At 72.9% G+C, this 25,326-nt stretch carries 25 protein-coding genes and 1 pseudogene; 19 read left to right on the plus strand and 7 right to left on the minus strand.

Translation table 11 applies throughout. The features are described 5' to 3' along the window. Positions 1-66 precede the first annotated feature (66 nt). Positions 67-429 carry a hypothetical protein gene (locus tag E3Z34_RS18545; RefSeq protein ID WP_338043772.1) on the plus strand — a complete coding sequence of 121 codons (363 nt, stop codon included), beginning with the start codon at positions 67-69 and terminating at the stop codon, positions 427-429. Between the two features lie 87 nt (positions 430-516). On the opposite strand, the gene E3Z34_RS03095 is transcribed toward E3Z34_RS18545, so the two are convergent. Further along, positions 517-2,064 (minus strand): dolichyl-phosphate-mannose--protein mannosyltransferase, encoded by a 1,548-nt coding sequence (locus E3Z34_RS03095; protein ID WP_134772421.1) that lies wholly within the window; start codon positions 2,062-2,064, stop codon positions 517-519. Between the two features lie 112 nt (positions 2,065-2,176). Between E3Z34_RS03095 and E3Z34_RS03100 the strand changes: the two genes are divergently transcribed. The 5 genes and pseudogenes from E3Z34_RS03100 (at position 2,177) to E3Z34_RS03120 (ending at position 7,067) form a co-directional block, all read left to right on the plus strand. Beyond that, entirely contained in the window at positions 2,177-2,878 is a 702-nt protein-coding gene (locus tag E3Z34_RS03100) for a succinate dehydrogenase cytochrome b subunit (RefSeq protein ID WP_134772422.1), read from the plus strand. 18 nt (positions 2,879-2,896) lie between these two features. After that, a complete protein-coding gene (locus E3Z34_RS03105; RefSeq protein WP_134772423.1) occupies positions 2,897-4,867 on the plus strand; it encodes a fumarate reductase/succinate dehydrogenase flavoprotein subunit in 1,971 nt (656 codons plus the stop codon). Next, positions 4,864-5,607 (plus strand): succinate dehydrogenase/fumarate reductase iron-sulfur subunit, encoded by a 744-nt coding sequence (locus E3Z34_RS03110; RefSeq protein WP_134772424.1) that lies wholly within the window; start codon positions 4,864-4,866, stop codon positions 5,605-5,607. Before E3Z34_RS03105 ends, E3Z34_RS03110 begins: the two co-directional genes overlap by 4 nt. Positions 5,608-5,620: 13 nt before the next feature. Beyond that, positions 5,621-6,492: pseudogene (rsmI, locus tag E3Z34_RS03115) on the plus strand (16S rRNA (cytidine(1402)-2'-O)-methyltransferase). Positions 6,493-6,623: 131 nt separating this feature from the next. Beyond that, positions 6,624-7,067 (plus strand): hypothetical protein, encoded by a 444-nt coding sequence (locus E3Z34_RS03120; protein ID WP_134772425.1) that lies wholly within the window; start codon positions 6,624-6,626, stop codon positions 7,065-7,067. A 90-nt stretch (positions 7,068-7,157) separates the two neighbouring features. Here E3Z34_RS03120 and E3Z34_RS03125 read toward each other — a convergent pair whose 3' ends face one another. After that, positions 7,158-7,769 (minus strand): DUF4126 domain-containing protein, encoded by a 612-nt coding sequence (locus E3Z34_RS03125; RefSeq protein ID WP_134772426.1) that lies wholly within the window; start codon positions 7,767-7,769, stop codon positions 7,158-7,160. A 179-nt stretch (positions 7,770-7,948) separates the two neighbouring features. Between E3Z34_RS03125 and E3Z34_RS03130 the strand changes: the two genes are divergently transcribed. Genes E3Z34_RS03130 through E3Z34_RS03140 form a run of 3 tightly spaced genes read left to right on the plus strand, consistent with a single transcriptional unit; the run spans position 7,949 to position 10,528 of the window. Beyond that, entirely contained in the window at positions 7,949-8,440 is a 492-nt protein-coding gene (locus E3Z34_RS03130; protein WP_134772427.1) for a SigE family RNA polymerase sigma factor, read from the plus strand. After that, the gene (locus tag E3Z34_RS03135) at positions 8,433-8,759 is read left to right on the plus strand and encodes a hypothetical protein (RefSeq protein WP_134772428.1); all 327 of its coding nucleotides are present in this window, start codon (positions 8,433-8,435) and stop codon (positions 8,757-8,759) included. Before E3Z34_RS03130 ends, E3Z34_RS03135 begins: the two co-directional genes overlap by 8 nt. A 50-nt stretch (positions 8,760-8,809) precedes the next feature. Beyond that, positions 8,810-10,528: a hypothetical protein gene (locus E3Z34_RS03140; protein WP_134772429.1), complete on the plus strand. Its 1,719-nt coding sequence runs from the start codon at positions 8,810-8,812 to the stop codon at positions 10,526-10,528. A 7-nt stretch (positions 10,529-10,535) separates the two neighbouring features. Here E3Z34_RS03140 and E3Z34_RS03145 read toward each other — a convergent pair whose 3' ends face one another. Together E3Z34_RS03145 and E3Z34_RS03150 are read right to left on the minus strand one after the other, a co-directional pair. Further along, positions 10,536-10,934, minus strand: a complete 399-nt coding sequence (locus E3Z34_RS03145; protein ID WP_134772430.1) for a DUF3037 domain-containing protein — start codon at positions 10,932-10,934, stop codon at positions 10,536-10,538. Then, the gene (locus E3Z34_RS03150) at positions 10,931-11,704 is read right to left on the minus strand and encodes a HipA family kinase (protein ID WP_134772431.1); all 774 of its coding nucleotides are present in this window, start codon (positions 11,702-11,704) and stop codon (positions 10,931-10,933) included. Before E3Z34_RS03150 ends, E3Z34_RS03145 begins: the two co-directional genes overlap by 4 nt. A gap of 61 nt (positions 11,705-11,765) precedes the next feature. Here E3Z34_RS03150 and E3Z34_RS19655 point away from each other — a divergent pair, with 61 nt between their 5' ends. Further along, positions 11,766-11,984 carry a hypothetical protein gene (locus tag E3Z34_RS19655; RefSeq protein WP_338043773.1) on the plus strand — a complete coding sequence of 73 codons (219 nt, stop codon included), beginning with the start codon at positions 11,766-11,768 and terminating at the stop codon, positions 11,982-11,984. Beyond that, on the plus strand, positions 11,984-12,988 hold the full coding sequence (locus tag E3Z34_RS03155) for a saccharopine dehydrogenase family protein (RefSeq protein WP_338043774.1): 1,005 nt from the start codon (positions 11,984-11,986) through the stop codon (positions 12,986-12,988). The genes E3Z34_RS19655 and E3Z34_RS03155 overlap by 1 nt, the downstream gene beginning before the upstream one ends. A 31-nt stretch (positions 12,989-13,019) precedes the next feature. Here E3Z34_RS03155 and E3Z34_RS03160 read toward each other — a convergent pair whose 3' ends face one another. Together E3Z34_RS03160 and E3Z34_RS03165 are read right to left on the minus strand one after the other, a co-directional pair. Beyond that, positions 13,020-13,463 carry a VOC family protein gene (locus tag E3Z34_RS03160; RefSeq protein WP_134772432.1) on the minus strand — a complete coding sequence of 148 codons (444 nt, stop codon included), beginning with the start codon at positions 13,461-13,463 and terminating at the stop codon, positions 13,020-13,022. A 9-nt stretch (positions 13,464-13,472) separates the two neighbouring features. After that, positions 13,473-13,955 (minus strand): helix-turn-helix domain-containing protein, encoded by a 483-nt coding sequence (locus tag E3Z34_RS03165; RefSeq protein WP_134772433.1) that lies wholly within the window; start codon positions 13,953-13,955, stop codon positions 13,473-13,475. A gap of 68 nt (positions 13,956-14,023) precedes the next feature. Between E3Z34_RS03165 and E3Z34_RS03170 the strand changes: the two genes are divergently transcribed. The 4 genes from E3Z34_RS03170 to E3Z34_RS03185 all read left to right on the plus strand — a co-directional run bounded on the left by E3Z34_RS03170 (position 14,024) and on the right by E3Z34_RS03185 (position 18,957). Next, positions 14,024-14,509, plus strand: coding sequence for a SigE family RNA polymerase sigma factor (locus E3Z34_RS03170; RefSeq protein WP_134772434.1), 486 nt, complete (start codon positions 14,024-14,026; stop codon positions 14,507-14,509). Continuing rightward, positions 14,502-15,959: a hypothetical protein gene (locus E3Z34_RS03175; protein ID WP_134772435.1), complete on the plus strand. Its 1,458-nt coding sequence runs from the start codon at positions 14,502-14,504 to the stop codon at positions 15,957-15,959. Before E3Z34_RS03170 ends, E3Z34_RS03175 begins: the two co-directional genes overlap by 8 nt. Before the next feature lie 276 nt (positions 15,960-16,235). Next, complete coding sequence (metG, locus tag E3Z34_RS03180) at positions 16,236-18,059, plus strand: methionine--tRNA ligase (RefSeq protein WP_134772436.1); 1,824 nt, start codon at positions 16,236-16,238, stop codon at positions 18,057-18,059. 37 nt (positions 18,060-18,096) lie between these two features. Beyond that, on the plus strand, positions 18,097-18,957 hold the full coding sequence (locus tag E3Z34_RS03185) for a TatD family hydrolase (protein WP_134772437.1): 861 nt from the start codon (positions 18,097-18,099) through the stop codon (positions 18,955-18,957). Between the two features lie 6 nt (positions 18,958-18,963). Here E3Z34_RS03185 and E3Z34_RS03190 read toward each other — a convergent pair whose 3' ends face one another. Beyond that, positions 18,964-19,956, minus strand: coding sequence for an SDR family NAD(P)-dependent oxidoreductase (locus tag E3Z34_RS03190; RefSeq protein WP_134772438.1), 993 nt, complete (start codon positions 19,954-19,956; stop codon positions 18,964-18,966). 77 nt (positions 19,957-20,033) lie between these two features. On the opposite strand from E3Z34_RS03190, the gene E3Z34_RS03195 reads away from it, so the two are divergent. The 4 genes from E3Z34_RS03195 to E3Z34_RS03210 are packed head-to-tail and all read left to right on the plus strand — an operon-like array spanning position 20,034 to position 25,292. Beyond that, positions 20,034-21,230 (plus strand): zinc-dependent alcohol dehydrogenase, encoded by a 1,197-nt coding sequence (locus E3Z34_RS03195; protein WP_134772439.1) that lies wholly within the window; start codon positions 20,034-20,036, stop codon positions 21,228-21,230. Positions 21,231-21,268: 38 nt separating this feature from the next. Then, the gene (rsmA, locus tag E3Z34_RS03200; protein ID WP_420818971.1) at positions 21,269-22,249 is read left to right on the plus strand and encodes a 16S rRNA (adenine(1518)-N(6)/adenine(1519)-N(6))-dimethyltransferase RsmA; all 981 of its coding nucleotides are present in this window, start codon (positions 21,269-21,271) and stop codon (positions 22,247-22,249) included. Positions 22,250-22,254: 5 nt separating this feature from the next. Beyond that, positions 22,255-23,367, plus strand: a complete 1,113-nt coding sequence (locus tag E3Z34_RS03205) for a 4-(cytidine 5'-diphospho)-2-C-methyl-D-erythritol kinase (protein ID WP_194092429.1) — start codon at positions 22,255-22,257, stop codon at positions 23,365-23,367. Then, positions 23,367-25,292, plus strand: a complete 1,926-nt coding sequence (locus E3Z34_RS03210; RefSeq protein ID WP_134772441.1) for an ABC-F family ATP-binding cassette domain-containing protein — start codon at positions 23,367-23,369, stop codon at positions 25,290-25,292. Before E3Z34_RS03205 ends, E3Z34_RS03210 begins: the two co-directional genes overlap by 1 nt. Positions 25,293-25,326 lie beyond the last annotated feature (34 nt).

The following is a 25,326-nucleotide window of genomic DNA, read 5'->3' on the forward strand; positions in this document are numbered from 1 at the left end:
CGCGCCCTCACCCGGATCGACGGCGCCGTCCTCGTCGGGCCGGACGGCACCTGCCACGCCGCCGGGGTGATCCTCGACGGCGCGGCCACCGGCACCGGGGACGGTTCACGCGGAGCCCGCTACAACTCCGCCGTCCGCTACCTCGCCGGGGAGGGGAGGGGCTCGATGGTCATCATCGTCAGCGAGGACGGGCGCATCGACCTGCTGCCCATCCACAAGCGCCGGGTCTCCCGGGGGCGCGTCGCCCGCTCGGTGGAGCGTCTGGTCGCCGCGGCGCAGGAGCAGGAGGAGTACGAGGCCTTCGCCCGGCTCGACCGGGTCGTGGGCAGCCTGGAGTTCTACCTCTCGGCGGAGCAGTGCCAGCTCGTCAACGACGCGCGCGAGGCCGTCGAGCACCGCCGCTGGACCGAGGAGCGTCTGCGCCGGTAGGTGATCCCCATCCAGCCCCACCCGGGTCTGGACGACAGCTACTTCATCGACGCCTGAGGGACCGCCCGCACCACCGCGCCGGACCTGTCAGTTCCAGAAGTCGAACCACATCCGCAGCTCCCAGTCCGCGCGGGGGATGGTGATCGCGGTGTGGACCGGCCAGTACCACGCGAACCACGCGGCAGCCAGCGCCACATACGCGACCACCACCGCCGCCCCCCAGCCCCGTCGCCGGCGGGAGGCGTCGGCCGGGCCGAGCACGAGCGCCAGGCAGGCGATCACCACCAGGACCAGCCACGGCACGAAGGCCACGGCGTAGAAGCTGTAGATCGTCCGGGTCTGGTAGAGGAACCACGGCAGCCATCCCGCGATCACCCCGGAGAGGGCGGCACCGGCGCGCCAGTCGCGGCGCGCGAGCCACAGGAAGGCCACGACGAGCAGCCCCACGGTCGCGGTCCACCAGACCACCATGTTGCCGAGGGAGGCGATGTACTCGACGCACCGGGCGGCCTCGCACCCCTTCTCCCCCCGGTCGGGCCAGTCCGCGTAGAAGAGGGTCGGTCGCCACTGCACCGTCCAGCTCCACGGGTTGGAGCTCCACGCGTGCTCGTTCTGCAGCCCGACGTGGAAGCTGAGCTGCTCCTCGTGGTAGGCCCACAGGGACCGCAGGGGGTCCGGGACCATCCGGGCCAGCCCCGTCGCGGGATGGTCGGCGGCCCACTGCCGCTTCCACCCCCCGTCGGTGAGGAACCACCCGGTCCAGGTCAGCACGTAGGTCACCACGGCGGTGGGGACCATGAGCAGGAAGGCGGGTATGCCGTCCCGGGTCACCGTGCTGGTGAACCAGCGCTGCACCCCTGCGGCCCGCCGGGCACCCAGGTCCCACCACACGGTCATCAGGCCGAAGACGGCCAGGAAGTAGAGCCCGGACCACTTGGTGCCGATCGCCAGCCCGAGCGCCACGCCGGCGGCCAGCCGCCACCACCGGACCCCGAGCCACGGGCCCGACCGGAGCCGCCGGGGGTCGAGGCGCCGCGCGAGGCGACGCCGACCGTCCTCCCGGTCCAGCAGCAGGAGCAGGAAGGCCACCAGCACCCACCACATGACGAAGATGTCCAGCAGCCCGATCCGCGACTGGGCGAAGTGGTGCCCGTCGAGGGCGAGCAGGGCGGAGGCGGTGACGGCCAGGAGGGCGTTCTTCCAGATCAGCCACGCGCACCAGCCCAGCAGCGCGATGGACAGGGTGCCGATCACGGCGGAGGACAGGCGCCAGCCGACCGGGTCCTCGGGCCCCATGACCAACTCGCCCAGCGCGATCATCCACTTGCCGACCGGGGGGTGCACCACGAGGTCCGGCTCGCCGCCCCACACGTCCGGCGTCCCGGCGTTGAACAGCGCGTCCGGGTCCTCCAGCCCCTCCCGGATCTCCCGTTCGTGGCCGTACCTCACCAGCGACCAGGCCTGCTTGACGTAGTAGGTCTCGTCGAAGACCAGGCGGGAGGGGTGGCCCAGGCGCCAGAAGCGCAGGGCCCCACCGATCGCGGTGACCAGGAGGATTCCCAGCAGCGCCACGCGGCGCTGGCGGGCGAGCGCTGCGGGCGGCGGTCCGAGCAGACGCGCCCGCAGAGACTCCATACGGTGCATCGTAGGTGAGCGGTTCGGCCCCCGGACCCGGTGGGAACGGCGCATTAGCGCACTCCGGGCTGCGCTAAAAGTCCTGTCGGTCCTCAGTAGTAGAGTCCCCGTCGTGGCCCTTACAACCGCTCCCGCGCGCGAGACCCGGCAGGGTCTGCCCAGCATCCTGCTGAAGACCGTCATGGCCGTGACCGGCTTGTTCTTCGTGCTCTACCTGCTGCTGCACATGTACGGCAACCTGCAGATCCTCATCGGGCGCGAGGCGTTCGACGACTACGCGCACCACCTGCGCGTCATCGGGGAGGGGATGATCCCGGAGAACGGCGTGCTCTGGATCGCCCGGATCCTCCTGCTCGCCTCCCTCGTCGGCCACGTCTGGTCGGCGATCCTGCTGTGGCGCCGGGCCGGGAAGGCCCGCCAGCACCGGTACGTCGGCAGCAAGCGGGCCACCTACGGGTCGGTCTACGCCCGGGCGATGCGCTGGGGCGGCCTGGCCATCCTGCTGTTCGTGATCTTCCACATCCTGCACTTCACGACGCAGACGATCACCGTCGCCGGCGAGCACGCCAGCCCGGCCGAGCGCGTGATCAGCAGCTTCCAGGTGTGGTGGGCGGTGCTCATCTACGTGGCGGCGATGATCGCCGTCGGGATGCACCTGCTGCACGGGGTCTGGGGGGCCTGCATGACCCTGGGTCTCAACACCTCGCTCAAGCGTGCCGAGCAGATCCGCTTCATCTCGATCCTGGTGGCCACGGTGATCGTCGTCGGCTTCCTGATCCCGCCCTTCGCCATCCTGTTCGGCTTCGTGAGCTAAGAGGACTGAGACATCCCGATGACTGACACCCTGATCGAAGGCCTCTACCGCGAGGGCGAGCCGATCGCCGACACCAAGGCGCCCCCCGGCGACATCTCCCAGAAGTGGACGACCCGGCAGTTCGAGGCCGCCCTGGTCAACCCCGCCAATCGCCGTAAGCTCTCGGTGATCATCGTGGGCACCGGCCTGGCCGGGGCCGCGGCCGGAGCCACCCTGGGCGAGGCCGGCTACCAGGTCAAGAGTTTCTGCTACCAGGACAGCCCCCGGCGGGCGCACTCGATCGCCGCCCAGGGCGGCATCAACGCCGCCAAGAACTACAAGGGCGACGGCGACTCCATCCACCGGCTCTTCTACGACACGGTCAAGGGCGGCGACTACCGCTCGCGCGAGACCAACGTCTACCGCCTCGCCGAGGTCAGCGCCGACATCATCGACCAGTGCGTCGCCCAGGGCGTCCCCTTCGCCCGCGAGTACGGCGGTCTGCTGGACAACCGCTCCTTCGGCGGCGTCCAGGTCTCCCGCACCTTCTACGCCCGCGGCCAGACCGGTCAGCAGCTGCTCATCGGCGCCTACCAGGCGCTGGAGCGGCAGATCGCCGCCGGCACCGTCCAGATGTTCGCCCGGCACGAGATGCTCGAGCTCATCGTCGTCGACGGCAAGGCGCGCGGCATCATCGCCCGCGACCTGGTCACCGGGGAGATCGAGACCCACCTGGCGGACGTGGTCGTGCTGGCCTCCGGCGGCTACGGCAACGTCTTCTTCCTCTCGACCAACGCGATGGGCAGCAACGTCACGGCCACCTGGCGCGCCCACCGCAAGGGTGCCTACTTCGGCAACCCGTGCTACACCCAGATCCACCCCACCTGCATCCCCCAGTCCGGGGAGCAGCAGTCCAAGCTCACGCTCATGAGCGAGTCCCTGCGCAACGACGGCCGCATCTGGGTGCCGAAGAGGGCCGAGGACTGCGAGAAGGACCCGCGGGAGATCCCCGAGGAGGACCGCGACTACTACCTCGAGCGGATCTACCCGGGCTTCGGCAACCTCGTGCCCCGCGACATCGCCTCCCGGCAGGCCAAGAACATGTGCGACGAGGGACGGGGCGTCGGCCCCGAGGTCGACGGGTCCCGGCGCGGCGTCTATCTCGACTTCGCCGACGCGATCGGGCGGCTGGGCGAGGACGCCGTCCGGGCCAAGTACGGCAACCTCTTCGACATGTACGAGCGGATCACGGGGGAGAACCCGTACCAGGTGCCGATGCGCATCTACCCCGCCGTCCACTACACGATGGGCGGGCTGTGGGTCGACTACGACCTCCAGTCGACCATCCCCGGTCTGTTCGTCACCGGCGAGGCCAACTTCTCCGACCACGGCGCCAACCGGCTGGGCGCCTCCGCGCTCATGCAGGGCCTGGCCGACGGCTACTTCGTCCTGCCGAACACCATCCGCGACTACCTTGCCGCGGGTCCGTTCGAGCGGATCGACGAGGACCACCCGGCGGTGGCCGAGGCCCGTGAGTCCGTCCAGGGCCGCATCCAGCACCTGCTGGGCACCAACGGCACCCGGTCGGTCGACTCCTACCACAAGGAGCTCGGCAAGATCATGTGGGAGAAGTGCGGCATGGAGCGCACCGACGCCGGGCTGCGCGAGGCGATCGAGCAGATCCGGGCCCTGCGCGCCGACTTCTGGGCCAACGTCCGGGTGCTCGGCACGCCGGAGGGCCTGAACCAGGCGCTGGAGCGGGCCGGCCGCGTCGCCGACTTCCTGGAGCTCGGCGAGCTGATGTGCATCGACGCGCTGCACCGGCGGGAGTCGTGCGGCGGTCACTTCCGCGCGGAATCCCAGACCGAGGACGGCGAGGCGCTGCGACACGACGACGAGTTCGCCTACGTCGCGGCGTGGGAGTGGGGCGGGGACGGCGGAGCGCCGGTCCTGCACAAGGAGGACCTCGTCTACGAATTCATCGAGCTCAAGCAGAGGAGCTACAAGTGAGGCTCGCGCTCAAGATCTGGCGTCAGGACGGCCCGAGCGACACGGGCCGGATGGCGCGCTACGACATCGACGGGGTGTCGGAGGACAGCTCGTTCCTGGAGATGCTCGACCTGCTCAACGAGCAGCTCACCGAGCGCGGCGAGGAGCCGGTCGCCTTCGACTCCGACTGCCGCGAGGGCATCTGCGGCACCTGCGGCGTCGTCATCAACGGCGAGGCGCACGGCCCGGAGCGCACGACGACCTGCCAGCTGCACATGCGCTCCTTCAAGGACGGTGACGAGATCGTCATCGAGCCCTGGCGGGCCGACCCCTTCCCCGTCATCAAGGACCTGGTCGTCGACCGCAGCGCCTTCGACCGGATCATCCAGGCCGGCGGCTTCATCTCGGCCAACACCGGGTCGGCGCCGGACGCGCACGCCACGCCGGTGCCCAAGGAGCACGCGGACCGGGCGTTCATGGCCGCCGAGTGCATCGGCTGCGGCGCGTGCGTGGCCGCCTGCCCGAACGCCTCCGGGATGCTCTTCATGGGCGCCAAGATCACCCACCTGGGTGAGCTGCCCCAGGGCCAGCCCGAGCGCGAGGCCCGCGTCGTGTCGATGACGGCCCAGCACGACCACGAGGGCTTCGGCGGCTGCACCAACCTCGGTGAGTGCACCCGCGCCTGCCCGAAGGGCATCCCGCTCAACGTCATCTCCCAGATGAACGCCGACTTCCGGCACGCCGGCTACGGTCGTCGCTGACCCTGGCCGGGGCGTGAGCAACGCGGCGCGGCCCGGCGCCCGGGCCTCCGGATCCGGTGCGCTGGTCCTGGCCGCCACGCCGATCGGCGACTCCCGGGACGCCAGCCCCCGCCTGCTCGAGGAGCTCGCGGGGGCTGACGTCGTCGCGGCGGAGGACACCCGCCGGTTGCGACGCCTCACCGAGCGCCTCGGGGTCCAGGTGGGGGGGAGGTGCTCAGCTACCACGAGCACAACGAGGCCTCCCGCACCCCGGAGCTCGTCGGGCGGATCCGCGAGGGCGCCCGGCTCCTGCTCGTGACCGATGCCGGTATGCCGTCGGTCTCCGACCCCGGCTACCGGCTCGTGGTCGCCTGCGTCGAGGCGGACCTCCCGGTCACCTGCGTGCCCGGTCCGTCGGCCGTGCTCATGTCCCTGGCCGTGTCCGGTCTGCCGGTCGACCGGTTCTGCTTCGAGGGCTTCCTGCCACGCAGGCAGGGGGAGCGGGAGCGAGCCCTCGGTGCCCTGGTCGAGGAGCCCCGCACCATGGTCTTCTTCGAGGCCCCGCACCGGCTCCCCGCGACTCTGACCTCGATGGCCACCGTCTTCGGGGCGGACCGTCCGGCCGCGGTGTGCCGCGAGCTCACCAAGACCTACGAGGAGGTCCGACGCGGCCCGCTCACCGAGCTGGCGCAGTGGGCGGCGGACGGGGTGCGGGGGGAGATCACCGTCGTCGTCGCCGGACGACCGCCCGCCTCCGCGGCGGACAGCGAGCCGGACGACCACATACCTGAGATCCTGGAGCGCACCGCCGCCGGGGAGCGTCTCAAGGATGTCGCCCGGGAGGTCTCCGCCCGGACCGGGTTGTCCGCCAAGGCGCTCTACGACGCCGCGGTGGCCGCCCGCTGACGGCACGTGCACCGCGGACCCAGGCCCCGCCGGGACCTGCCGGCCCTTGTGCCGGGCGGTCCGGTTTGGCATAGTCGCGACGTGGTCCGACAACGACGTCGGGCCCACCTATCCCGAGGAGACCGGCACGCATGAGGGTCAACCTGTCCGCGATCCTCGGAGGCCTCCTCGGGGGGCTGCTCGCCGCCGCCGTCTGCTGGTACGCCACGTCTCGCGTCCTCCCTGCCGCCGACCTCGACTACAGCCCGGCGGAGATGGCTCTCACCGCGCTCGTCGGCGCGGGCGGTGGGGTCCTGGGCGTCGTCGTGGGATGGCTGGTCCACCGGCGCCGGGCCCGCGGACTGGGAGGGATCGCAGCCATCGTCAGCCTCCTGGGGGCGCTCGGCGCCACGGTGGGCTGGGCCCGGATCGTGGGTGGGCTGGACGAGACCGGACTGTTCCTGGTGGGCAGCGTGCTGCTGCTGGGGATCGCTCTGGTGCTGCTCGCCGCGGTGTGCGGGCTCACGGCGGCGCTGCTCGGTCCTGCGTCGCGGGAGCCCCGGACGCGCGGAGCGGCGGCCCAGGGTCCCTCGTAGTCGCTCCTGCAGCCGGACTGTCAACTCTGAGCCGGTTCGAACCGGCTCAGGGTTGACCAACCGGCTCGGAGTCGGCGAGCCGGCCCGGGGTCACTCGTAGCCGGCGTCGGCCATCGCCCGGTCGCGGCGGGCCCGACGCGAGCGGCCGCGCCGCCAGAGGGCGAACAGGCCCCAGACCAGCAGCAGGATCAGGAAGATCACGAGCACGGGCAGGAAGATGGCCACGAGCGAGAGGGTGATCGCCATCCCGTCCTCGGCCGCCGACACGACGGGGGTGCCGAGGCCGCCGGTCGTGGTGTTGACGACGGGGCGGCTGACGGCCTTGCCCGTGTGCACGATCCCCGCGGTGATGATGCCGAGCACCACGCCCACCCACGGGTTGTCGGCCATGAAGCTCGACCCCTGCTCGAAGTCCTCGGCCGCCGTGGTCGCCGCGAAGATCAGGCCACCCGTGGCCGGCCGGACGAAGGTGCCGACGGCGTCGTTGATGTGGTCGACGAGGGCGATCTTGTCCAGCACGAGCTCGGACAGGAGCAGGACGGCCGCGATGCCGATCGCCCACCACGACTCGATCCAGGCGTACTGGTGCGGGAGGGTGATGACGTCGGTGAAGCGCGCGATGAGTGCGACCAGGAGGAACGGGATGTAGGCGTTCAACCCCGCGGCCGCGGACAGACCGGCTCCGGTGAGGGCAGCGAGCATGCGGTGCCTCGCCTTTCGTGTCGGCGTCCCCCGGCGGAGGACGTCGCTCCAGTCAACCACGCGGTGCCGGCGGACTGTTCCCGCCGCCTGCGCCACGGCATACCCCCTCCCCCCAACCTTCCGGGGTCCCGCATCGTTACCGGGGGGAGGATGGATCGAACGAGCAGGAGGAGGATCCGGTGCGCAGCGAGAACGACGCCGCCTACGTCGAGTTCGTCGACGCGTCACGGTCGACGCTGCTGGCCTACGCCTGGCTGCTCACCGCCGACGGCCACGCCGCGGAGGAGCTGGTCCAGGAGACCCTCGTCCGGGTCTACGTGCGCTGGCGACGGCTGCGCAGCGGGCAGCCGCTCGCGTACGCCAGGAGGATCCTGTCCAACCTGCACACCGACCGGTGGCGGTCCGGCCGGCGGGAGGTGCTGCGGGGCGAGGTGCCGGAGACGGCGTACAGCTCCGACCCGGTCACCACCGACCTGGTGCGGGCGCTGCAGCAGCTCTCTCCCCGCGAGCGCGAGTGCGTCGTCCTGCGCCACTACCTGGACCAGTCCGAGAAGGACACCGCGGCCACCCTGCGGATCAGCGTGGGGGCCGTCAAGAGCTACACCGCCAAGGGACTCGCGCGGCTGCGGCCGCTGCTGAGCGCCACGATCGAGGAGGAGCGCCATGTCTGAGCCGACGCTGAGCCAGCTGCTGGACCGGGCCGCCCACCACGCGCCCCCGATGGACCTGAGGAGCGAGGACCTGCTGGCGGCCGGTCGGGCGAGGGTGCGGCGGCGCCGGGCCGCCGGGGCCGGCGGGGTGCTGGGCGGTGCCGCCCTGGTGGCGGCGGTCTGGGCCGGTCTCGGTGGGGACGGCTCCCCGCTGAGCACTCCCGACCTGCAGCCGGCCACCACGGTCCTGGAGCAGGGCGAGGTCGTCGACGCGGCGCTCTTCGGCGGGTTCAACACCATCGACGACGAGCAGGTGGCGCACGTTACGACGGGCGGCTGACCCGCGGCATCAGCGGCCCGCTCGTCCTCGAGGTGTCGGACAACGGCGAGGTGGTCGAGCGGATCAGGGCGGAGTCCCCGGTCGCCGGGCTCGAGGTCTTCGCCGGGGAGCGGATGACGGTGGCCCTGTGGGAGGCGCCCGAGGACGCCGAGGCGTTCGTGCCGCTCGTGGGGCCGCACGACCCGGGCGGGCCGTCGGACGTCCGGACGACCGAGGTCGAGGGCGTCCCGGTGGCGTTCTCGATGTGGGCGGGCGATGTCGTCCGGATGCCGGTCGAGCTCCTCGACGTCTACGTCGTGGGCAGCGACAGCGTGCAGACCCTGACCGGTGCCCCCGTGACCTCGGAGGTCCTGAGCACCCGGGACGCCCGGGCGGTCGCCTGGGCGGACGCGTCCCGGGGCGTCTGGGGGTATGCCGTGCACGCCCAGGACCCGATGCTCGCCCAGGTGGGGGAGCACCCGGCGCAGGTGTCGTCCTCCGCGTCGACGGCGGACGAGCTCACCGTCTCCGCCCACCTGCTACCTCAGGGGGCCGACCTCGTGGACGTCCGGCTCGACGCCGGTGACTCCGACAGCACGGTGCTCGAGGGTCGTGAGGTGGTGCTGGTCGAGCAGCGGGGGGTGGACTCCGCCGAGGTCGTGTTCCGGCTGGCCGGTGCCGAGTTCACCGCGGACCAGTACCACGTCGACCTCGCCACCCTGCAGGTCGGCGAGGAGCTGACGCTGGAGGAGAGCCGCTCGGTGCCGGGTGGCGTGGCACTGCTCACAGCCAGCGACTCAGAGTCCGTCCTCACCGTCAGCCCCCAGGAGCTGGACCGTGGGCTGGTGACGACGACGGTCGACGGTCGGCCCGTGGTGGTCGCCGCCGGCTGGGACGCGGGCGCCGACGTGCTCCTCTCCTCCCGGGTCGAGCTCGACGACGGGTCGGGCCCCCGGTGGGTCGACCCGGAGGACGTGGCGCAGACGGTGCTCGCCGACGGACGGTCGGTCACCCTGCTGGCCGTGGACCTGACGGGGGACGACCAGGTGCTGGCCGTCGGGCGTCAGGACGGGGATGAGGTGGCGCGCTGGGAGCCGCCCGTGCGGACCGCCGGGGTCGAGTGGCGGCAGGTGGACGGTGCCCCGGTGCCCTTCGTGGACGGGGCGGCGCTGCCCCGCCTCGACGACGGGGCCACGGACGAGGTCAGGCACTACGCCGACGGGTCGGGATCGGCCCGAGGGTATGTCGTGCTGCCGGGGCAGGCTGCGGGAGCCACCTTCGTCCCGCTCCTCGAGGGCGACGGTGAGCTGCTGACCGCGCCGGAGATGGTGCACCAGGTGGACGAGGTCGAGGTCGGCGACGGGACCGACACCGTGCTTACGGTCGTGGGTGGCCTCGACGACGAGGGCGGCTCGACCCTGGCCGGCGTGGCCGCCCAGCGAGCCTCCGAGGGCGCCGCCAACACCTGGACGGTCGTCGGTGACGCCTCCTCCGCCCACGTGGTCGTGGACCCGGGGCTCGTGGTCACCATCGGTGCCGAGCAGGGGGTCTGGTTGGTCTACCCCACGGGGTCGGTCGACCCGTCCCAGGTGCAGGCCGGTCGGATCGGCCAGGACCTCGCCCTCCTGCGGACGGCCCCGGGGACGGACAGCACCCTCGTCGCGGTCTCCCCCGAGGGTGCCCCGGCCCCCCGGGTGGGGGTCGACGACGGGCAGGTGGAGCCGCCGGCCACCCATCCCGTGCCCCAGCTCGACCTGGTCGTGCGGGTCTGGACGCTCACCGGGCCGTGACTCGCGGTCAGATGGTGCGGCGCACGAGCACCTGCACGAGGTGCTCGAGCGTCGCCCCCGGGTCCCTGGTCGTCCCGCCGTGCACCGGCCCGGGCTGGACGATCGTGCTCCGGGGGGCGCTGAGCCAGCCGAAGCGCGGCCCGAGCCGGTCCAGGCGGGGGGTGCTCGGCGAGTGCTCGCCCGCGGCGACACGGCATACCTGGTCCAGCGCGGAGCGCACCGCCTCCAGGTCCAGCCCGGGGTCGAGGGCGAGTGCCCGGGCGTCGTCCAGCGCGACGGCGCCGCGCAGGAAGTCGGCCTCCTGGCTGTAGAGCACGACGCCGACGTTGATGAACTCCTCGCGCTCCACGCGGGGGACCAGGCGCAGGACGACGTACTGGTAGTCGACGCTCGTGATCGCGCTCATGCCGCACCTCCTGGGAGCCACACCTGCGGGGTGAGCACCCGCGCGAGGAGATGGTCGCGGTAGGCCGACCGCACCGCAGCGGTGTCGGGCAGGTGCTCCGTCGTCTCCAGCCACTCCTCCGGCACCTGGTCGACCACGTCCGCGACGAGCGAGGGGGTGACCAGCGGCGCCAGCGCGGCGTGCGCCCCCGGCAGGTCGGTGGCGACCGCCCCGAGGACGTGGTCGTCGGCGCCGACCCGGAACGGCTGCTCCGCGAACCGCTGCGGGTCCGGCGGGCGGCTGGGCCACGAGTGGTGGAAGTAGAGAGCCGCGCCGTGGTCGATGAGCCAGGTCTGCCGGTGCCAGGTGAGCAGGTTGGGGTTGGACCAGGTGCGGTCGACGTTCGCGGTGAAGGCGTCGAGCCAGAGCACCCGGGAGGCGAGATCGGCGTCCGGAGGACGGGAGCCGTCGTACCCGAGCGCGCCCGGCAGCAGGTCGACGCCGAGGTTGGTGCCGGGCGAGGCGTTGAGCAGGTCCTGCACCTCCTGGTCGGCCTCGTAGCGCGCCATCGCGGACGGAAGGTCGATCGTCACCAGCCGGGGCACCGGCAGCCCCAGGCGGCGGACGAGCTCACCGACCACCACCTCGGCGACGAGCACCTTGAGCCCCTGCCCGGCCCCGCGGAACTTCACGACGTAGGTCCCCAGGTCCGCCCCCTCGACCACGCCCGGCATCGACCCGCCCTCGCGCAGCGGCGTGACGTAGCGGACGGCGGTGACGTGGTCGAGCACGGGCGACAGGCTATCGGCCCCCGGTGCGGGGCCGACCCCGCCCGCTGACAGCATGGGGGACATGACCCGCGACCTCGACCTCACCCTCTTCGGCGCGACCGGCTTCGTCGGCCGGCTCACGGCCGAGCACCTGGCGGCCACCGCCCCCGGGGACGTCCGCGTGGCGCTCGCCGGAAGGTCCCGAGAGCGGCTCGAGCAGGTGCGGGACGGGCTCGGCCCGCGGCCGCCGGGTGGGAGGTGGTCGTCGCCGACTCGGACGATCCCGTCACGCTCGAGGTGATGGCCTCCCGGTCGCACGTCGTCGTGTCCACGGTCGGGCCCTACCAGCGCCACGGCCTACCGCTGGTCGAGGCGTGCGCCCGCGCCGGGACCGACTACGCCGACCTCACGGGCGAGGTGCTCTTCGTGCGGGAGGCGATCGACCGCGCCCACGACCAGGCCCGGGCGACTGGCGCCCGCATCGTCGTCTCCTGCGGCTTCGACTCCGTGCCGTCCGACCTCGCCGTGCACCTGCTCCACCGGCGTGCCGAGCAGGACGGGGCCGGCGGGCTGACCGACACCACGCTCTACGCACGGGCCAAGGGCGGGGTGAGCGGGGGCACCATCGACTCCATGCGACTGCTGCTGCAGGAGGCGGGCGAGAGTCGCGAGGCCCGCCGGGTCCTGCGTGACCCGGAGTCGCTGTCCGGCGGCTTCCGCGGGGCGCCCGGTCAGGAGGACGTCGCCCGTCCCTTCGTCGACGCGGGCACCGGGCGCTGGGTCGTCCCGTTCTTCATGGGTCCGTACAACACGCGAGTGGTGCGGCGTTCGCACGCGCTCCGGGGCGCCGCCTACGGGCCGCGGTTCCGCTACCGCGAGCTCATCGCGACCAGCCGGGGCCCCGGCGGGGCCGTGCGGGCGACGGCGATGACGGCCGGGCTCGGCGCGCTCGCCGTCGGTCTCAGCACGCCCGGCCTGCGCCGGGTCGTCGACCGCCTGCTCCCGGCACCCGGCGAGGGGCCGTCCGAGGAGTCGCGCTCGGCGGGCTGGTTCCGCATGCGCACCGTCACCACCACGGAGGACGGCAGCCGGTATGCCGCCACGGTCGCCGCCTCCGGCGACCCCGGGTATGCCGCCACCTCGGTCATGCTCGGACAGTCCGCGCTGGTGCTCCTGGCCTCGCGACGGGCGGGACGCCCGGGTGAGGGCGGGGTGCTCACGCCGGCGGTGGCGCTGGGCGACGACCTGGTCGAGGCCCTGATCCGGCAGGACTTCACCCTGGAGGTCGAGCGGCTGCGGCCGTGAGCGGCCGGTCCCCGCGCCCCGGTCCGCCCGCTCAGGCCAGGTCCTCCCGGGTCATCGTGGACGGGTCGAACTCCCGGCGCTCCACCAGCACCATCCAGTTGCCCGAGTTGTCACGCATGAGGGCCTCGACCCCGTAGGGACGCTCCGTCGGCTCCTGGAGGAACTCGACCCCCTTGGCCACCAGGTCGGCGTGCGTCGCCCGGCAGTCGTCGACGTTCAGCCCGACCCCTGGCAGGCCGCCCTCGGCCTGGGCGCGGCGCATCGCCTCGACCAGCTCGGGGGACAGCGGCTCGCCGGGGGTGGTCAGGTGCAGGTGCAGCTCGGGCTGGGTGGGGTGCACGACGGTCAGCCAGCGGAAGTCGGGGCCGAGCTGCACGTCGTCGCCCTTCTCGAAGCCGAGGACGTCGGTGTAGAAGGCGAGGGACTCCTCCAGGTCGGCGACCCAGACGGTGACGAGGGAGACGTTGGTGATCATGCCCCGACGCTAGACGTCGCCACCGACACCTGGCTTCTCCTCGATTGCGCTCATCGGGTCGGGCCCTCGGGGACCCGGCTCGCCCGCGCGCTCCGCCAGCCCCCGCATGAAGACGTGGCAGCCGGGGATGCGGGGCGCGCCACCGACCGCATACCTCGCCTGGAACTGGCTCGGACTCTCCCCCGTGACCTGCCGGAAGCGGCTGCTGAAGGACCCCAGGCTGCTGAACCCCACCGCGTGGCACACCTCGGTGACGGTGAGGTTGGTCGCCCGCAGCAGGTCCTGCGCCCGCTCGACCCGTCGCTCGGAGAGGTAGACCCCCGGGGTGCGGCCGTAGGTCCGGCTGAACAGCCGCAGGAAGTGGTACTTGCTCAGCCCCGCGATCCCGGCCAGCGTGGCGAGGTCCACCGGCTCGCGAAAGTGCCGGTCGATGTGGTCCCGCGCCCGCCGCAGGTGGATCAGGACGTCCCCCGGGACCCGACCTGGCTGCATACCCCCACCTTTGCAGAGGTCGGCACGTTGAAAGGGTGAGGGGCCACGGTCACGACGAGAGAGCAGGTATGCGGCAGACGCACGAGCAGGAGTTCGCGAACTTCTTCGACGACGCCTCCCCGCGGCTGCTCGCCGCCGCCTGGTTCCTCACCGGTGACCGGCACGCGGCCGAGGACCTGGCCCAGGAGGCGTTGGCCCGCACCTACGCCCGGTGGGGCCGCGTGCGGACGGGGGAGCCCCTGGCCTTCGCACGCCGGGTGCTGGCCAACCTGCACACCGACCGCTGGCGCAAGCACCGGCGCGAGGTGCTCACCGACGACCTGCCGGAGGGGTCGCACGGGAGCGACCCGCAGACCGTCGACCTCGTGCGGGCGCTGACCACGCTGGCCCCGCGCGAGCGTGAGTGCGTGGTGCTCCGGCACTACCTCGACCTGTCCGAGAGGCAGACCGCCGAGACCCTCGGCGTCAGCGTCGGGACCGTCAAGAGCTACACGATGCACGGGCTGCGCAAGTTGCGCATCCAGCTGGTGGAAGGGGAGCAGACCCATGTCTGAGCGCACCGACGACCGTGACGTGCTGGCCCTGCTCGACCGGGCCGCCGTCCACGCCCCGCCGCTGCACCTCGACCGGGGGGCCGTCGTGACCCGCGGCCGGCAGATCGCGCGCCGCCGCCGGGGCGGGGCCGGAGGTATGGCGCTCGCCGGCATCGCCCTCGCCGGCACCGTCTGGCTGGGCCTGGGTGGCGGGTCGGTGCTCACCACCCCGGAGGTCGCGCCGGCCTCGGTCTCGTGGGAGGTGGACGCGCCGACGACGCTCACCCTGCTGGACGACGTGGGTCTCGGGGACGAGAGGTTCACGGTCACGCTCACCAAGGAGCCGGGGAGGGCGAGCGCCACATTCACGGTCGACGGTGTCCAGGAGACCGTGGAGGGAACGACGATGAGGGGCGGTGGGGACGTCTTCGTCGGGGAACGTGCGACCCTGGTGGTCTGGGAGCAGCCGCGCGGGTCCTGGGGCTCCGCGCTGGTGCCTGAGCCGGCCGACGGCTTTGGGACGGGCGGGACGGTGGGCGAGGGGGACGCCCGCTTCCACCTCACCACCGACGTGGGATACGTGCCGAGCGACCTGGTGCTCCACAGCGACCGGGCGGTCTGGACCGCGGGTGGTGAGGTGGCCGCGACGGCACGCCTGGAGGACGGGAGCGTGGAGGTGACCGCCTTCTCGCTGCCGGGGCTGGGGCTCGGCGGCTTCCTCGAGGACGGGCACCCGTCCCCGACCTTCCTGGACCCATCGTCGGTGTTCGTCTCGGGGGACGTCGAGCCCTGGTGGCGGGGCGGGGAGGACCTCACGGTCTACCTCTACCGCCTGCCCGCCGAGGCCCGATGGGCACGTCCGGTGATCGACAGTTCCGCTTCGCCGCCGGTGGTGGGCGCACCCGTGGCCGCGACCGCGGTCGGGGACTCGGCGTTCGCCGTCAGCGTGCTGACCAGGCAGGAGATGGTCGAGGCCGGGGTGTGGGGAGCCTTCGAGTGGTCCTCGGACGGTGAGACCTGGCACGCGACGCAGGACCGGTCGGACGCGTCGGCCGGTGACGCCGGCCCCGTGGAGGAGGGCGACCTGGTCACCCTGCTGGGCGAGACGTACGAGGTCGGCGTTGACGTCCAGGGCTGGCCGACGCTCCTCGACGAGAACGGTCAGACCTTCCTCGGCGTGAGCGAGAGGGAGGGGCCCTCGGCCGGCGGCGTCGTGATGTGGCGCGAGCGCTGGTGGCCGTGGTCGGGTCGTCACGCCGTGCACTTCTACGTCGACTGGGAACCGCCCGCCGGTGCCGAGCTCGTCGTCCGGGGTGACGGTGACTGGTTCTCGCCGCAGGACGCGGTGACGATCTCCGGCCCGGAGGGCGTGGTCACCCTGGTCTCGGTCCCGGCCGAGGCCGGCGGCCCGTCCGTCACCGGGCTGGGCCTGCGGACCGACGACGGCGTCACGCCCGTCACCCCCGACTAACCCCCCCCACCCCCACCGGCCGCCCCGTCTGGTTGGTCTCACCCCCACCGGCCGCGCCGTGTGGTTGCGTTCACCTCGACCGGCCGCGTCCCGTGGTGGGTCGCCTGCATGCCGCCCAACCACAGGAGGCGGCCGGTGCCCCTGGGAGCAACCACAGGAGGCGGCCGGTGCTCCTGGGGCCAACCACAGGAGGCGGCCGGTGCCATGGGGGCTGGGCGGGCTGCATACCCGGGAGAGAGCCGGGGGGCCCGCCTGCCCCACCTAGACTGGTGACCCATGACCCACGTCCTCACCTCCGTCGCCTGGCCCTACGCCAACGGCCCGCGCCACATCGGCCACGTGGCCGGGTTCGGCGTCCCGTCCGACGTCTTCAGCAGGTACATGCGGATGGCGGGGCACGACGTGCTCATGGTGAGCGGCTCGGACGAGCACGGCACGCCGATCCTGGTGCAGGCGGACAAGGCCGGGATGAGCCCGCAGGAGTTCATCGACGTCAACCACCGGGCCATCGCCGAGGACCTCGTGGCACTCGGGGTCTCCTACGACCTCTACACCCGCACGACCACGGCCAACCACCACCACGTCGTGCAGCAGATGTTCCTCGCCTGCCACGCCAACGGCTACATGGTCGAGCAGACGCAGCAGGTCGCCATCAGCCCCTCCACCGGCCGCACCCTGCCGGACCGCTTCATCGAGGGCACCTGCCCGATCTGCGGGTATGCCGAGGCGCGGGGCGACCAGTGCGACAGCTGCGGCAACCAGCTGGACCCGACCGACCTGCGGGACCCACGCTCGAAGATCAACGGCGAGACGCCCGAGTTCAAGGACACCCAACACTTCTTCCTCGACCTGCCCGCCCTGGCCGAGGCGCTGGGGGAGTGGCTCGACGGTCGCGAGGCCAGCGGGTTGTGGCGGCCCAACGTCATCAAGTTCTCCCAGAACATCCTGCAGGAGATCCGCCCCCGGGCGATGACCCGCGACATCGACTGGGGCATCACGGTGCCGCTGGAGGGCTGGTCGGACGACCCGACCAAGAAGCTCTACGTCTGGTTCGACGCCGTCATCGGCTACCTCTCGGCCTCGGTCGAGTGGGCCCGGCGCACCGGTGACCCCGAGCGCTGGCGCGAGTGGTGGAACGACACCGAGTCCCCGTCCTACTACTTCATGGGCAAGGACAACATCACCTTCCACTCCCAGATCTGGCCGGCGGAGATGCTGGCCCACAACGGCCGGGGGAGCCGGGGCGGCGACGTCGGCCCCTTCGGCGAGCTCAACCTGCCGACGGAGGTGGTCTCCAGCGAGTTCCTCACCATGGAGGGCAAGCAGTTCTCCACCTCCCGCAGCGTGGTCATCTACGTCCGGGACGTGCTCGAGCGCTACCAGCCCGACGCGCTGCGCTACTTCCTCTCGGCGGCGGCCCCGGAGACCGCCGACTCCGACTTCTCCTGGCCCGAGTTCCTCAAGCGCACCAACACCGAGCTCGTCGCCGGCTGGGGCAACCTGGTCAACCGCACCGCCTCGATGATCGCCAAGAACTTCGGCGAGATCCCGCCCGCCGGCGAGCTGGAGGAGGTCGACCGCGCGCTGCTGGACCAGGTGCGCGCCGGCTTCGAGACCGTCGGTCGCCTCATCGGGACCCACAAGCAGAAGGCCGGCCTGGCCGAGGCCATGCGCCTGGTCGGGGTGGCCAACGCCTACGTCTCGGCCACCGAGCCCTTCAAGCTCAAGGGTGAGGACCAGCGGGAGCGGCTGGGCACGGTGCTCCACGTCCTGGCCCAGGCCGTCGTCGACCTCAACACCCTCCTGTCCCCCTACCTCCCGCACAGCTCGACGGCGGTCCACCGGGCGCTGGGTGGGGAGGGCGTCTTCCAGCCGATGCCGGAGGTCCGCGAGGTGAGCGACCTCGACGACCCCACGCGCGGGGACTACCCCGTCATCACCGGCGACTACTCCTCCGCCCCCCGCTGGGAGCACCGGCCCGTCGCCGTCGGCGCCCCCGTCGCCAAGCCGTCGCCGATCTTCACCAAGCTCGACCCCTCGGTCGTCGAGGAGGAGCGGGCCCGCCTCGGGCTCGAGGACGACGTGCAGGTCCAGGTATGACGTGGGGCGCCGCGGCCGGTCCGCGTCCGGAGGCCCCGTGACCGACCCGCGCGCCGACCCGCGCGCCGGCCAGCGACCCCCTGCCCCGGACCCGCTGCCGATCCCGGTGGCGGACAACCACGCCCACCTCGACATCCGGCGCGACGACGCCCCGGAGGTGGGGCTGGAGCAGCAGATCGCCGAGGCCGCGGCGGTCGGGGTGGACCGGATGGTGCAGATCGGTTGCGACATCGGGTCCGCCCGGTGGACCGTGAGCATCCTCGACCAGCACCCCGCCCTCCTGGGTGGGATCGCGATCCACCCCAACGAGGCGCCGAAGCACGAGGCCGCCGGTGACCTGGACGACGTCCTCGACGAGATCGCCTCTCTCGCAACCCATCCGCGGATCCGCGCGATCGGGGAGACGGGGCTGGACTACTACCGCACCGGGCCGGACGGCGTTGCGGCGCAGCAGGAGTCGTTCCGCCGCCACATCGCCCTGGCTAAGGAGACGGGTCTCGCGCTGCAGATCCACGACCGGGACGCCCACGACGACGTGCTGCGGATCCTGGCGGAGGAGGGAGCGCCCGAGCGGACCGTCCTGCACTGCTACTCGGGCGACATGGAGATGGCCCGCGAGTGCGTGCGGCGCGGCTACTACCTGTCCTTCGCCGGCACCGTGACCTTCCGCTCGGCCAGGGGTCTGCGGGACGCGCTGGCGGTGACGCCGGTCGAGCACCTGCTCGTGGAGACCGACGCCCCCTACCTCACCCCGACGCCTCACCGGGGGCGCGCCAACGCCTCATACCTGCTGCCCCTGACGGTGCGGGCGATGGCCGCGACGCTCGGCACGAGCGTGCCGGAGCTGTGCCAGGCGCTGTCGGACAACAGCGAGCGCGTCTACGGCCCCTGGGCGTAGGGCTCCTCAGCGCTCGTTGTTGCGCTCGGCGGCCCGGGCGCCCAGCGTCGTGAGCGTGTCGACGATCCTCGAGTCGAGCCGGCGGCTGGCCTCGCGACCCTCGACGACCTCGGCGGGGTCCGTCGCCCCGACCCGGTGGGGTGCCGACGGCAGCAGCCGGGACCCCAGCCCCATGAGCCGCGTCGTCGTCCCCGGCAGCAGCCCTCGGAAGCGGACCCCCACCTTGGTCAACGGGGTCAGTTCGCACCGGACCTCCCCGGCGAGGACGGCGTCCACGATCCTGCGGGCGGCGCGGTCGGCCGACATCGCGAGCAGCGGCAACGAGGCGGCCGGGCCGAACCACGCGTACTCCCTGGACGCCCGGCCGGTGAAGTGCGCCCGCTCGTGCGACCCGGTGCGCATCAGTCCGGGGACGACGGTCGTGGCGGTGACCCCGCTGCCGGACAGCTCGGCCGCCAGACCCTCGCTGAAGGCGACCGCGCCCGACTTGGCCACCGCGTAGGGCCACAGGTGCGGCGGGGTCACCTCGCCGCCGATCGAGGTGACCGTGCCGATCCGGCCGCGGCCGCGCTCCCGCATCGCGGCCACCACCGGCAGGGTCACGTTGATCGGGCCGTGCAGCATCGTGCCGAGGGAGGCGTCGAAGTGCTCGAAGGTCATCGACTCCGCCGGCCCCACCTGGATCACCCCGGCCACCGTGACGAGGACCTCGATCGGGCCCACCCCCGACTCCACGTCACGCACGAGGTCGAGCACCGCGGCCCGGTCGCTGACGTCGCACACCCTCACCTCGACCTGGCCGCCGGGGACGGCGTCGACCAGCTGGTCCCTGGCCGCCTCGAGGTCCGACCGGGTCCGCGAGCAGATGACGACCCGGTGGCCCCGGGCGAGCAGCTCCCGGGCGACGAGCAGGCCGAGCCCGCGAGAGGCTCCCAGGACGAGGGCCAGAGGGCGCGCGGACGGGCTGGGCGAGGTGGGGGATGGGGACGAGGGAGGCATGGTGCCAACGTAGGCCCGCCCGCACCCCGGTGCCCGTCGAGCGCGCGCGGCGCCGCGGCGCGTCATACCGTCGCGGCATGAGAGCACTCACCTGGCACGGCGTCGAGGACGTCCGCGTCGAGACCGTCCCCGACCCCGTCATCGAGGCACCCACCGACGCCGTCGTGCGCGTCACCTCCACCGCGATCTGCGGGTCCGACCTGCACCTCTACAAGGTGCTCGGGCCCTACCTGCACGAGGGCGACGTCCTGGGCCACGAGTTCATGGGCGTCGTGGAGGCGGTCGGCGGTGAGACGGGCGAGCTGAAGGTGGGCGACCGGGTCGTCGTGCCGTTCAACATCTCCTGCGGCTCCTGCTGGATGTGCGAGCGGGGTCTCTTCGCCCAGTGCGAGACGACGCAGAACACCGAGCACGGCAAGGGCGCCTCCCTCTTCGGCTACACCGACATGTACGGCGCCGTGCCGGGCGGTCAGTCCGAGCTGGTCCGGGTGCCGCAGGCGCAGTTCGGGCCGGTGCGGCTGCCCGAGCACGGTGCCGACGAGCGCTTCCTCTACCTGTCCGACATCCTCCCCACCGCCTGGCAGGGGGTGAGGTGGGCCGACGTCCCCGAGGGCGGGACCCTGGCCGTGATAGGCCTGGGCCCGGTGGGCCAGCTCGCCGTGCGGGCGGCCCGCCACCTCGGGATGCGCGTGATCGGCGTCGACCTCGTCCCCGAGCGGCTCGCGCTCGCGGCCGAGTGGGGCGCCGAGGTGCTCGACGTGAGGACCGACGGGCTGGACAGCCCGGTCAAGGTCGGCGACGCGGTCCGCGACCTCACCGACGGGCGGGGGGCGGAAGGCACGCTGGACGCGGTCGGTATGGAGGCGCACGGCAACCCGGTGGCCGCGGCGATGATCAGCGCCGTCGGCAAGCTCCCCGGGGTCGTCTCCCGGCCGATGATCGAGCACGCGGCCATCGACCGGCTCGCCGCTCTCCACTCCTCCATCGAGGCGGTGCGACGGGGCGGCACCGTCTCGGTCAGCGGTGTCTACGGCGGCGCGGTCGACCCGATGCCGATGATGGACATGTTCGACAAGGGCCTGACCGTGCGGATGGGGCAGTGCCACGTCAAGCGCTGGACCGACGAGCTCCTCGAGCTGGTCAGCCAGGACGAGGACGTGCTCGGCCTGGAGACCCTGGCGACGCACCGGGTGCCGCTCGAGGAGGCCCCGCAGATGTACGAGACCTTCCAGAAGAAGGAGGACGGCTGCATCAAGGTCGTGCTTCGGCCCTGAGGGGTCCCGGCCACCCCGGCATGACCGATAATGCCGGGGTGAGGGACGACACCGTGGGCGCCGGCGACGACGACCGCGACGACCGCGGCGGCGACGCCCGCGGCGGGGCGGACCCGGTCGAGCACCTGCTGGGGCCGGGGGAGGTCCGGGCGCTGGCGGCCCGGCTCGGCATCCGTCCCACCAAGCAGTGGGGCCAGAACTTCGTCATCGACAAGGGCACGGTGCGTCGCATCGTGCGCACCGCCGACCTCACGGGCCGCGACACCGTGCTGGAGGTCGGGCCCGGGCTCGGGTCGCTCACCCTGGCCCTGCTCCCGGTGGCGCGTCACGTGACCGCCGTCGAGATCGACCCGTCCCTGGCCGGGCAGCTCCCGGGGACCGTGCAGGACCTGGCCCCCGACCTCGCGGACCGGCTCACCGTGGTGCAGGCCGACGCGCTGCGCCTCGAGGCCCTGCCGGACCCGCAGCCGACGGCCCTGGTGGCCAACCTTCCCTACAACGTCGCCGTCCCGGTGGTCCTCCACCTCCTGGCGACGGTGCCCACGCTGCGGACCGTGCTGGTCATGGTGCAGCTGGAGGTGGCCGAGCGCCTTGCCGCCCGACCCGGCTCCAAGGTGTATGGCGTCCCCTCGGCGAAGGCCGCCTGGTACGCCGACGTGTCCTCCGCCGGGCGGATCGGGCGCAACGTCTTCTGGCCTGCCCCGAACGTCGACTCGGGGCTGGTGCGGATGGTGCGCCGCGACCCTCCTGTCGCCACGGCCTCGCGCCAGGAGGTCTTCGCCGTCGTGGACGCCGCCTTCGCCCAGCGGCGCAAGACCCTGCGTGCGGCGCTCGCCGGCTGGGCAGGCTCCGCGCCCCGGGCGGAGGAGATCCTGCGTGCCGCGGCCGTCGACCCGCAGGCCCGGGGTGAGGTGCTCCCGATCGAGGACTTCGCGCGCGTCGCCGACGCCGCCCGGCGCCTGGGCGCCCGGGAGGTCGACGGCGGCCCGTCCCCGGCGGCGTCCGACGACATAGGGTGAGTGGCATGACCACCGGCCACCTGACGGACGCGCACGCGGTGACCGTCAGGGTGCCCGGCAAGATCAACCTCGGCCTGTCGGTGGGGCCGCTGCGCGAGGACGGCTTCCACGAGCTGTCGACGGTCTTCCACGCCGTGAGCCTCTACGACCACGTGACGGTGCGGCCGGCGGCGAAGTGGTCGGTGCACGTCACCGGCCCCTACGCCGACCGCGTGCCGACCGACGGGACCAACCTGGCGCTCGTGGCCGCCCGCACCCTGGCCCGGCGCCGGATGCGACGGGCGAAGGTCGACCCGGTCCGCATCGAAATAGACAAGCAGATCCCGGTCGCCGGCGGCATGGCCGGCGGGAGCGCGGACGCCGCGGCCACGCTCGTCGCCTGCCGTGAGCTGTGGGCCCTGGACCACATCGAGAACGACCTGCTGGAGATCATGGCCGGGAGCCTCGGCTCCGACATCCCCTTCCTGCTGCACGGCGGCACGGCGATCGGCTCGGGTCGCGGTGAGCAGATCACCCCCGTCCTCGCTCGTGGCGAGCTGCACTGGGTGCTCTGGGCGGGACAGGGCCTGAGCCTGTCGACCCCGGCGGTCTACGGCGAGTGCGACCGGCTGCGCGAGCTGACCGGGACGGGCGCGCCGTCCCCCCAGCCCTCCGAGGCGCTCATCACGGCCCTGCGTCGGATGGACACGGACGAGGTCGCCGCGGCGCTCCACAACGACCTGCAGCCCGCGGCGGTCTCGCTGCAGCCCGCGCTGGCGACGGTCCTGGAGGTCGGCCTCGACCTGGGGGCCAGGGCCGGCCTGGTCTCCGGCAGCGGTCCGACGGTCGCCTTCCTGGTGGGGTCGCAGGCCGAGGCGATCGACCTGTCCGTCGGGCTCGCCGCCAACGGCCCCCCGGGCGACATCGTGCGCGCCCTCGGCCCGGTGCCCGGGTGCCAGATCGTCCCTCAGCGCGTCCCGGGGGCCCCGGCCGCCGCGCCGGTGACCTCCAGGTCGACCCCGTCCGCGTCCTCGCGGTCGATTCCGTCCGCCACCTCCCGGTCGACCCCGTCCGCCACCTCCCGGTCGACGCCGCCCGCATCCTCCCGGCCCGGGCCGCTCGGCCCCGTGCCCGGCTGATGGCGTCCCCTCCTCCTGCCGCCCTCGTCGCTCTAGACAAGGCCCACCTGGTGGCGGGCACCCAGGTCCTGCTCGACGACGTGTCCGTCGGGGTGGGCGACGGGGACCGCATCGGCGTCGTCGGACGCAACGGCGGGGGCAAGACGTCTCTGCTGTCGGTGGTGCGCGGCACCCGCGAGCTGGACGCCGGTCGGGTGGTCCGCACCGGTCACGTGACGGTGGGGATGCTCGCCCAGAGCGACGACCTCGACCCCGCGGCGACGGTCGGGCAGGTCGTGCTCGGGGACCTCGCCGAGCACGAGTGGGCAGGTGACGGCCGGGTGCGGGAGGTGCTCGACGGGTTGCTGGGCGGCACCGACGCCGCAGCCCTCGGCGGGTGGGACACCGTGGTCGGTCCCCTGTCCGGCGGGGAGCGCCGTCGCCTCGCGCTCGCCGCGCTGCTGGTCCAGGACCCCGACCTGCTCATCCTCGACGAACCCACCAACCACCTGGACGTCGAGGGAGTCTCCTGGCTGGCTGCATACCTCTCGGGGCGGCGGCCCCGCGCCGGCAACGCCCTCCTGGTCGTGACGCACGACCGGTGGTTCCTCGACGAGGTCTCCACGCGCACCTGGGAGGTGGGCGAGGGGCAGGTCCACACCTACGAGGGCGGGTATGCCGCCTACGTCCTGGCCAAGGTCGAGCGCCAGCGGGTGGCGAAGGTGACCGAGGAGCGCCGGGCGAACCTCGCCCGCAAGGAGCTGGCCTGGTTGCGCCGCGGACCGCCGGCGCGCACGAGCAAGCCACGCTTCCGGATCGACGCCGCAAACGAGCTCATCGAGGGCGAGCCCCCGCCCCGCGACACCGTCGAGCTGGTGCGTTTCGCGACCACGCGGCTGGGCAAGGACGTGCTGGACCTGCTCGACGCCACCGTGACGGTGGGTGAACGCACGCTGCTGCGGGACGTCACGTGGCGGATCGGACCCGGTGACCGGTACGGCATGGTGGGGGTCAACGGGGCCGGCAAGTCCACCCTCCTGCGCGTCCTGCAGGGTCAGCACCCCCTGGCGGCGGGGCGGCTCAAGGTGGGCAAGACGGTGCGTATGGCGTGCCTCACCCAGGAGCTGCGCGAGCTGGACCGGGTCGCGGGTTGGTCGGTCATCGACTCGATCACCGAGGTGCGGTCGTTCACGGTCATCGGGGGCAAGGAGGTGTCGGCCAGCTCCCTGGCCAAGCGGCTCGGCTTCAGTGGCGGCCGCCAGCAGTCGCGGGTGGGAGACCTCTCCGGCGGGGAACGGCGCCGGCTGCAGTTCGTGCGGCTCCTCATGGACGAGCCCAACGTCCTGCTGCTCGACGAGCCCACCAACGACCTCGACATCGACACGCTCACGGCCATGGAGGACGTCCTGGACGGCTGGGCCGGCACGCTGATCGTGGTCTCGCACGACCGCTACCTCCTCGAGCGTATGACGGACCGCCAGGTCGCCCTGCTGGGTGACGGTGGGCTCCGGGACCTGCCGGGAGGCGTGGAGCAGTACCTCCAGCTCCGCGCCGGCATGCGGGCGACGCAGCAGTCCGGGAGTGGCTCGGGCCGGGGTGGGGCGGGACGGGACGGTGCGGGATCGGGGCGGGACGGTGCGGGATCTGCGCCGGGGGCGACCGACGGCGGCGCCTCGGCAGCGCAGGTGGGAGGTGCGGGGTCGACAGCTGGTGGTCCGGCCTGGTCCGCGGCCGAGGTGCGCGAGGCGCGCAAGACGCTGTCGCGGGTCGAGCGGGCGCTGGACCGTCTGCACGCCCAGGAGGCGAGGCTGCACGACCGGATGGCCGACGCCGCGACCGACCCGGACGCGCTCGGGCGGCTGACAGCCGAGCTGCAGGAGCTGCACGACCAGGAGCAGGAGCTGGAGCTGGAGTGGTTGGAGGCGTCCGAGGCCGCGCAGGGCTGACGTCCGCGCTTCCTCCGTCCCACGCCCCTCACCT

It is taken from the genome of Ornithinimicrobium flavum, assembly GCF_004526345.1.
GTDB classification, from domain to species: domain Bacteria; phylum Actinomycetota; class Actinomycetes; order Actinomycetales; family Dermatophilaceae; genus Ornithinicoccus; species Ornithinicoccus flavus.

Coding starts and splice junctions, on each gene's coding strand:
- E3Z34_RS03195 (WP_134772439.1), top strand. CDS start 20,034: ATGAGAGCACTCACCTGGCACGGCGTCGAGGACGTCCGCGTCGAGACC.
- metG (WP_134772436.1), top strand. CDS start 16,236: ATGACCCACGTCCTCACCTCCGTCGCCTGGCCCTACGCCAACGGCCCG.
- E3Z34_RS03190 (WP_134772438.1), bottom strand. CDS start 19,956: ATGCCTCCCTCGTCCCCATCCCCCACCTCGCCCAGCCCGTCCGCGCGC.
- E3Z34_RS03160 (WP_134772432.1), bottom strand. CDS start 13,463: ATGATCACCAACGTCTCCCTCGTCACCGTCTGGGTCGCCGACCTGGAG.
- E3Z34_RS03175 (WP_134772435.1), top strand. CDS start 14,502: ATGTCTGAGCGCACCGACGACCGTGACGTGCTGGCCCTGCTCGACCGG.
- E3Z34_RS03105 (WP_134772423.1), top strand. CDS start 2,897: ATGACTGACACCCTGATCGAAGGCCTCTACCGCGAGGGCGAGCCGATC.
- E3Z34_RS03095 (WP_134772421.1), bottom strand. CDS start 2,064: ATGGAGTCTCTGCGGGCGCGTCTGCTCGGACCGCCGCCCGCAGCGCTC.
- E3Z34_RS03145 (WP_134772430.1), bottom strand. CDS start 10,934: ATGAGCGCGATCACGAGCGTCGACTACCAGTACGTCGTCCTGCGCCTG.
- E3Z34_RS03210 (WP_134772441.1), top strand. CDS start 23,367: ATGGCGTCCCCTCCTCCTGCCGCCCTCGTCGCTCTAGACAAGGCCCAC.
- E3Z34_RS03165 (WP_134772433.1), bottom strand. CDS start 13,955: ATGCAGCCAGGTCGGGTCCCGGGGGACGTCCTGATCCACCTGCGGCGG.
- E3Z34_RS03120 (WP_134772425.1), top strand. CDS start 6,624: ATGAGGGTCAACCTGTCCGCGATCCTCGGAGGCCTCCTCGGGGGGCTG.
- E3Z34_RS03205 (WP_194092429.1), top strand. CDS start 22,255: ATGACCACCGGCCACCTGACGGACGCGCACGCGGTGACCGTCAGGGTG.
- E3Z34_RS03135 (WP_134772428.1), top strand. CDS start 8,433: ATGTCTGAGCCGACGCTGAGCCAGCTGCTGGACCGGGCCGCCCACCAC.
- E3Z34_RS03155 (WP_338043774.1), top strand. CDS start 11,984: ATGGCCTCCCGGTCGCACGTCGTCGTGTCCACGGTCGGGCCCTACCAG.
- E3Z34_RS03125 (WP_134772426.1), bottom strand. CDS start 7,769: ATGCTCGCTGCCCTCACCGGAGCCGGTCTGTCCGCGGCCGCGGGGTTG.
- E3Z34_RS19655 (WP_338043773.1), top strand. CDS start 11,766: ATGACCCGCGACCTCGACCTCACCCTCTTCGGCGCGACCGGCTTCGTC.
- E3Z34_RS03170 (WP_134772434.1), top strand. CDS start 14,024: ATGCGGCAGACGCACGAGCAGGAGTTCGCGAACTTCTTCGACGACGCC.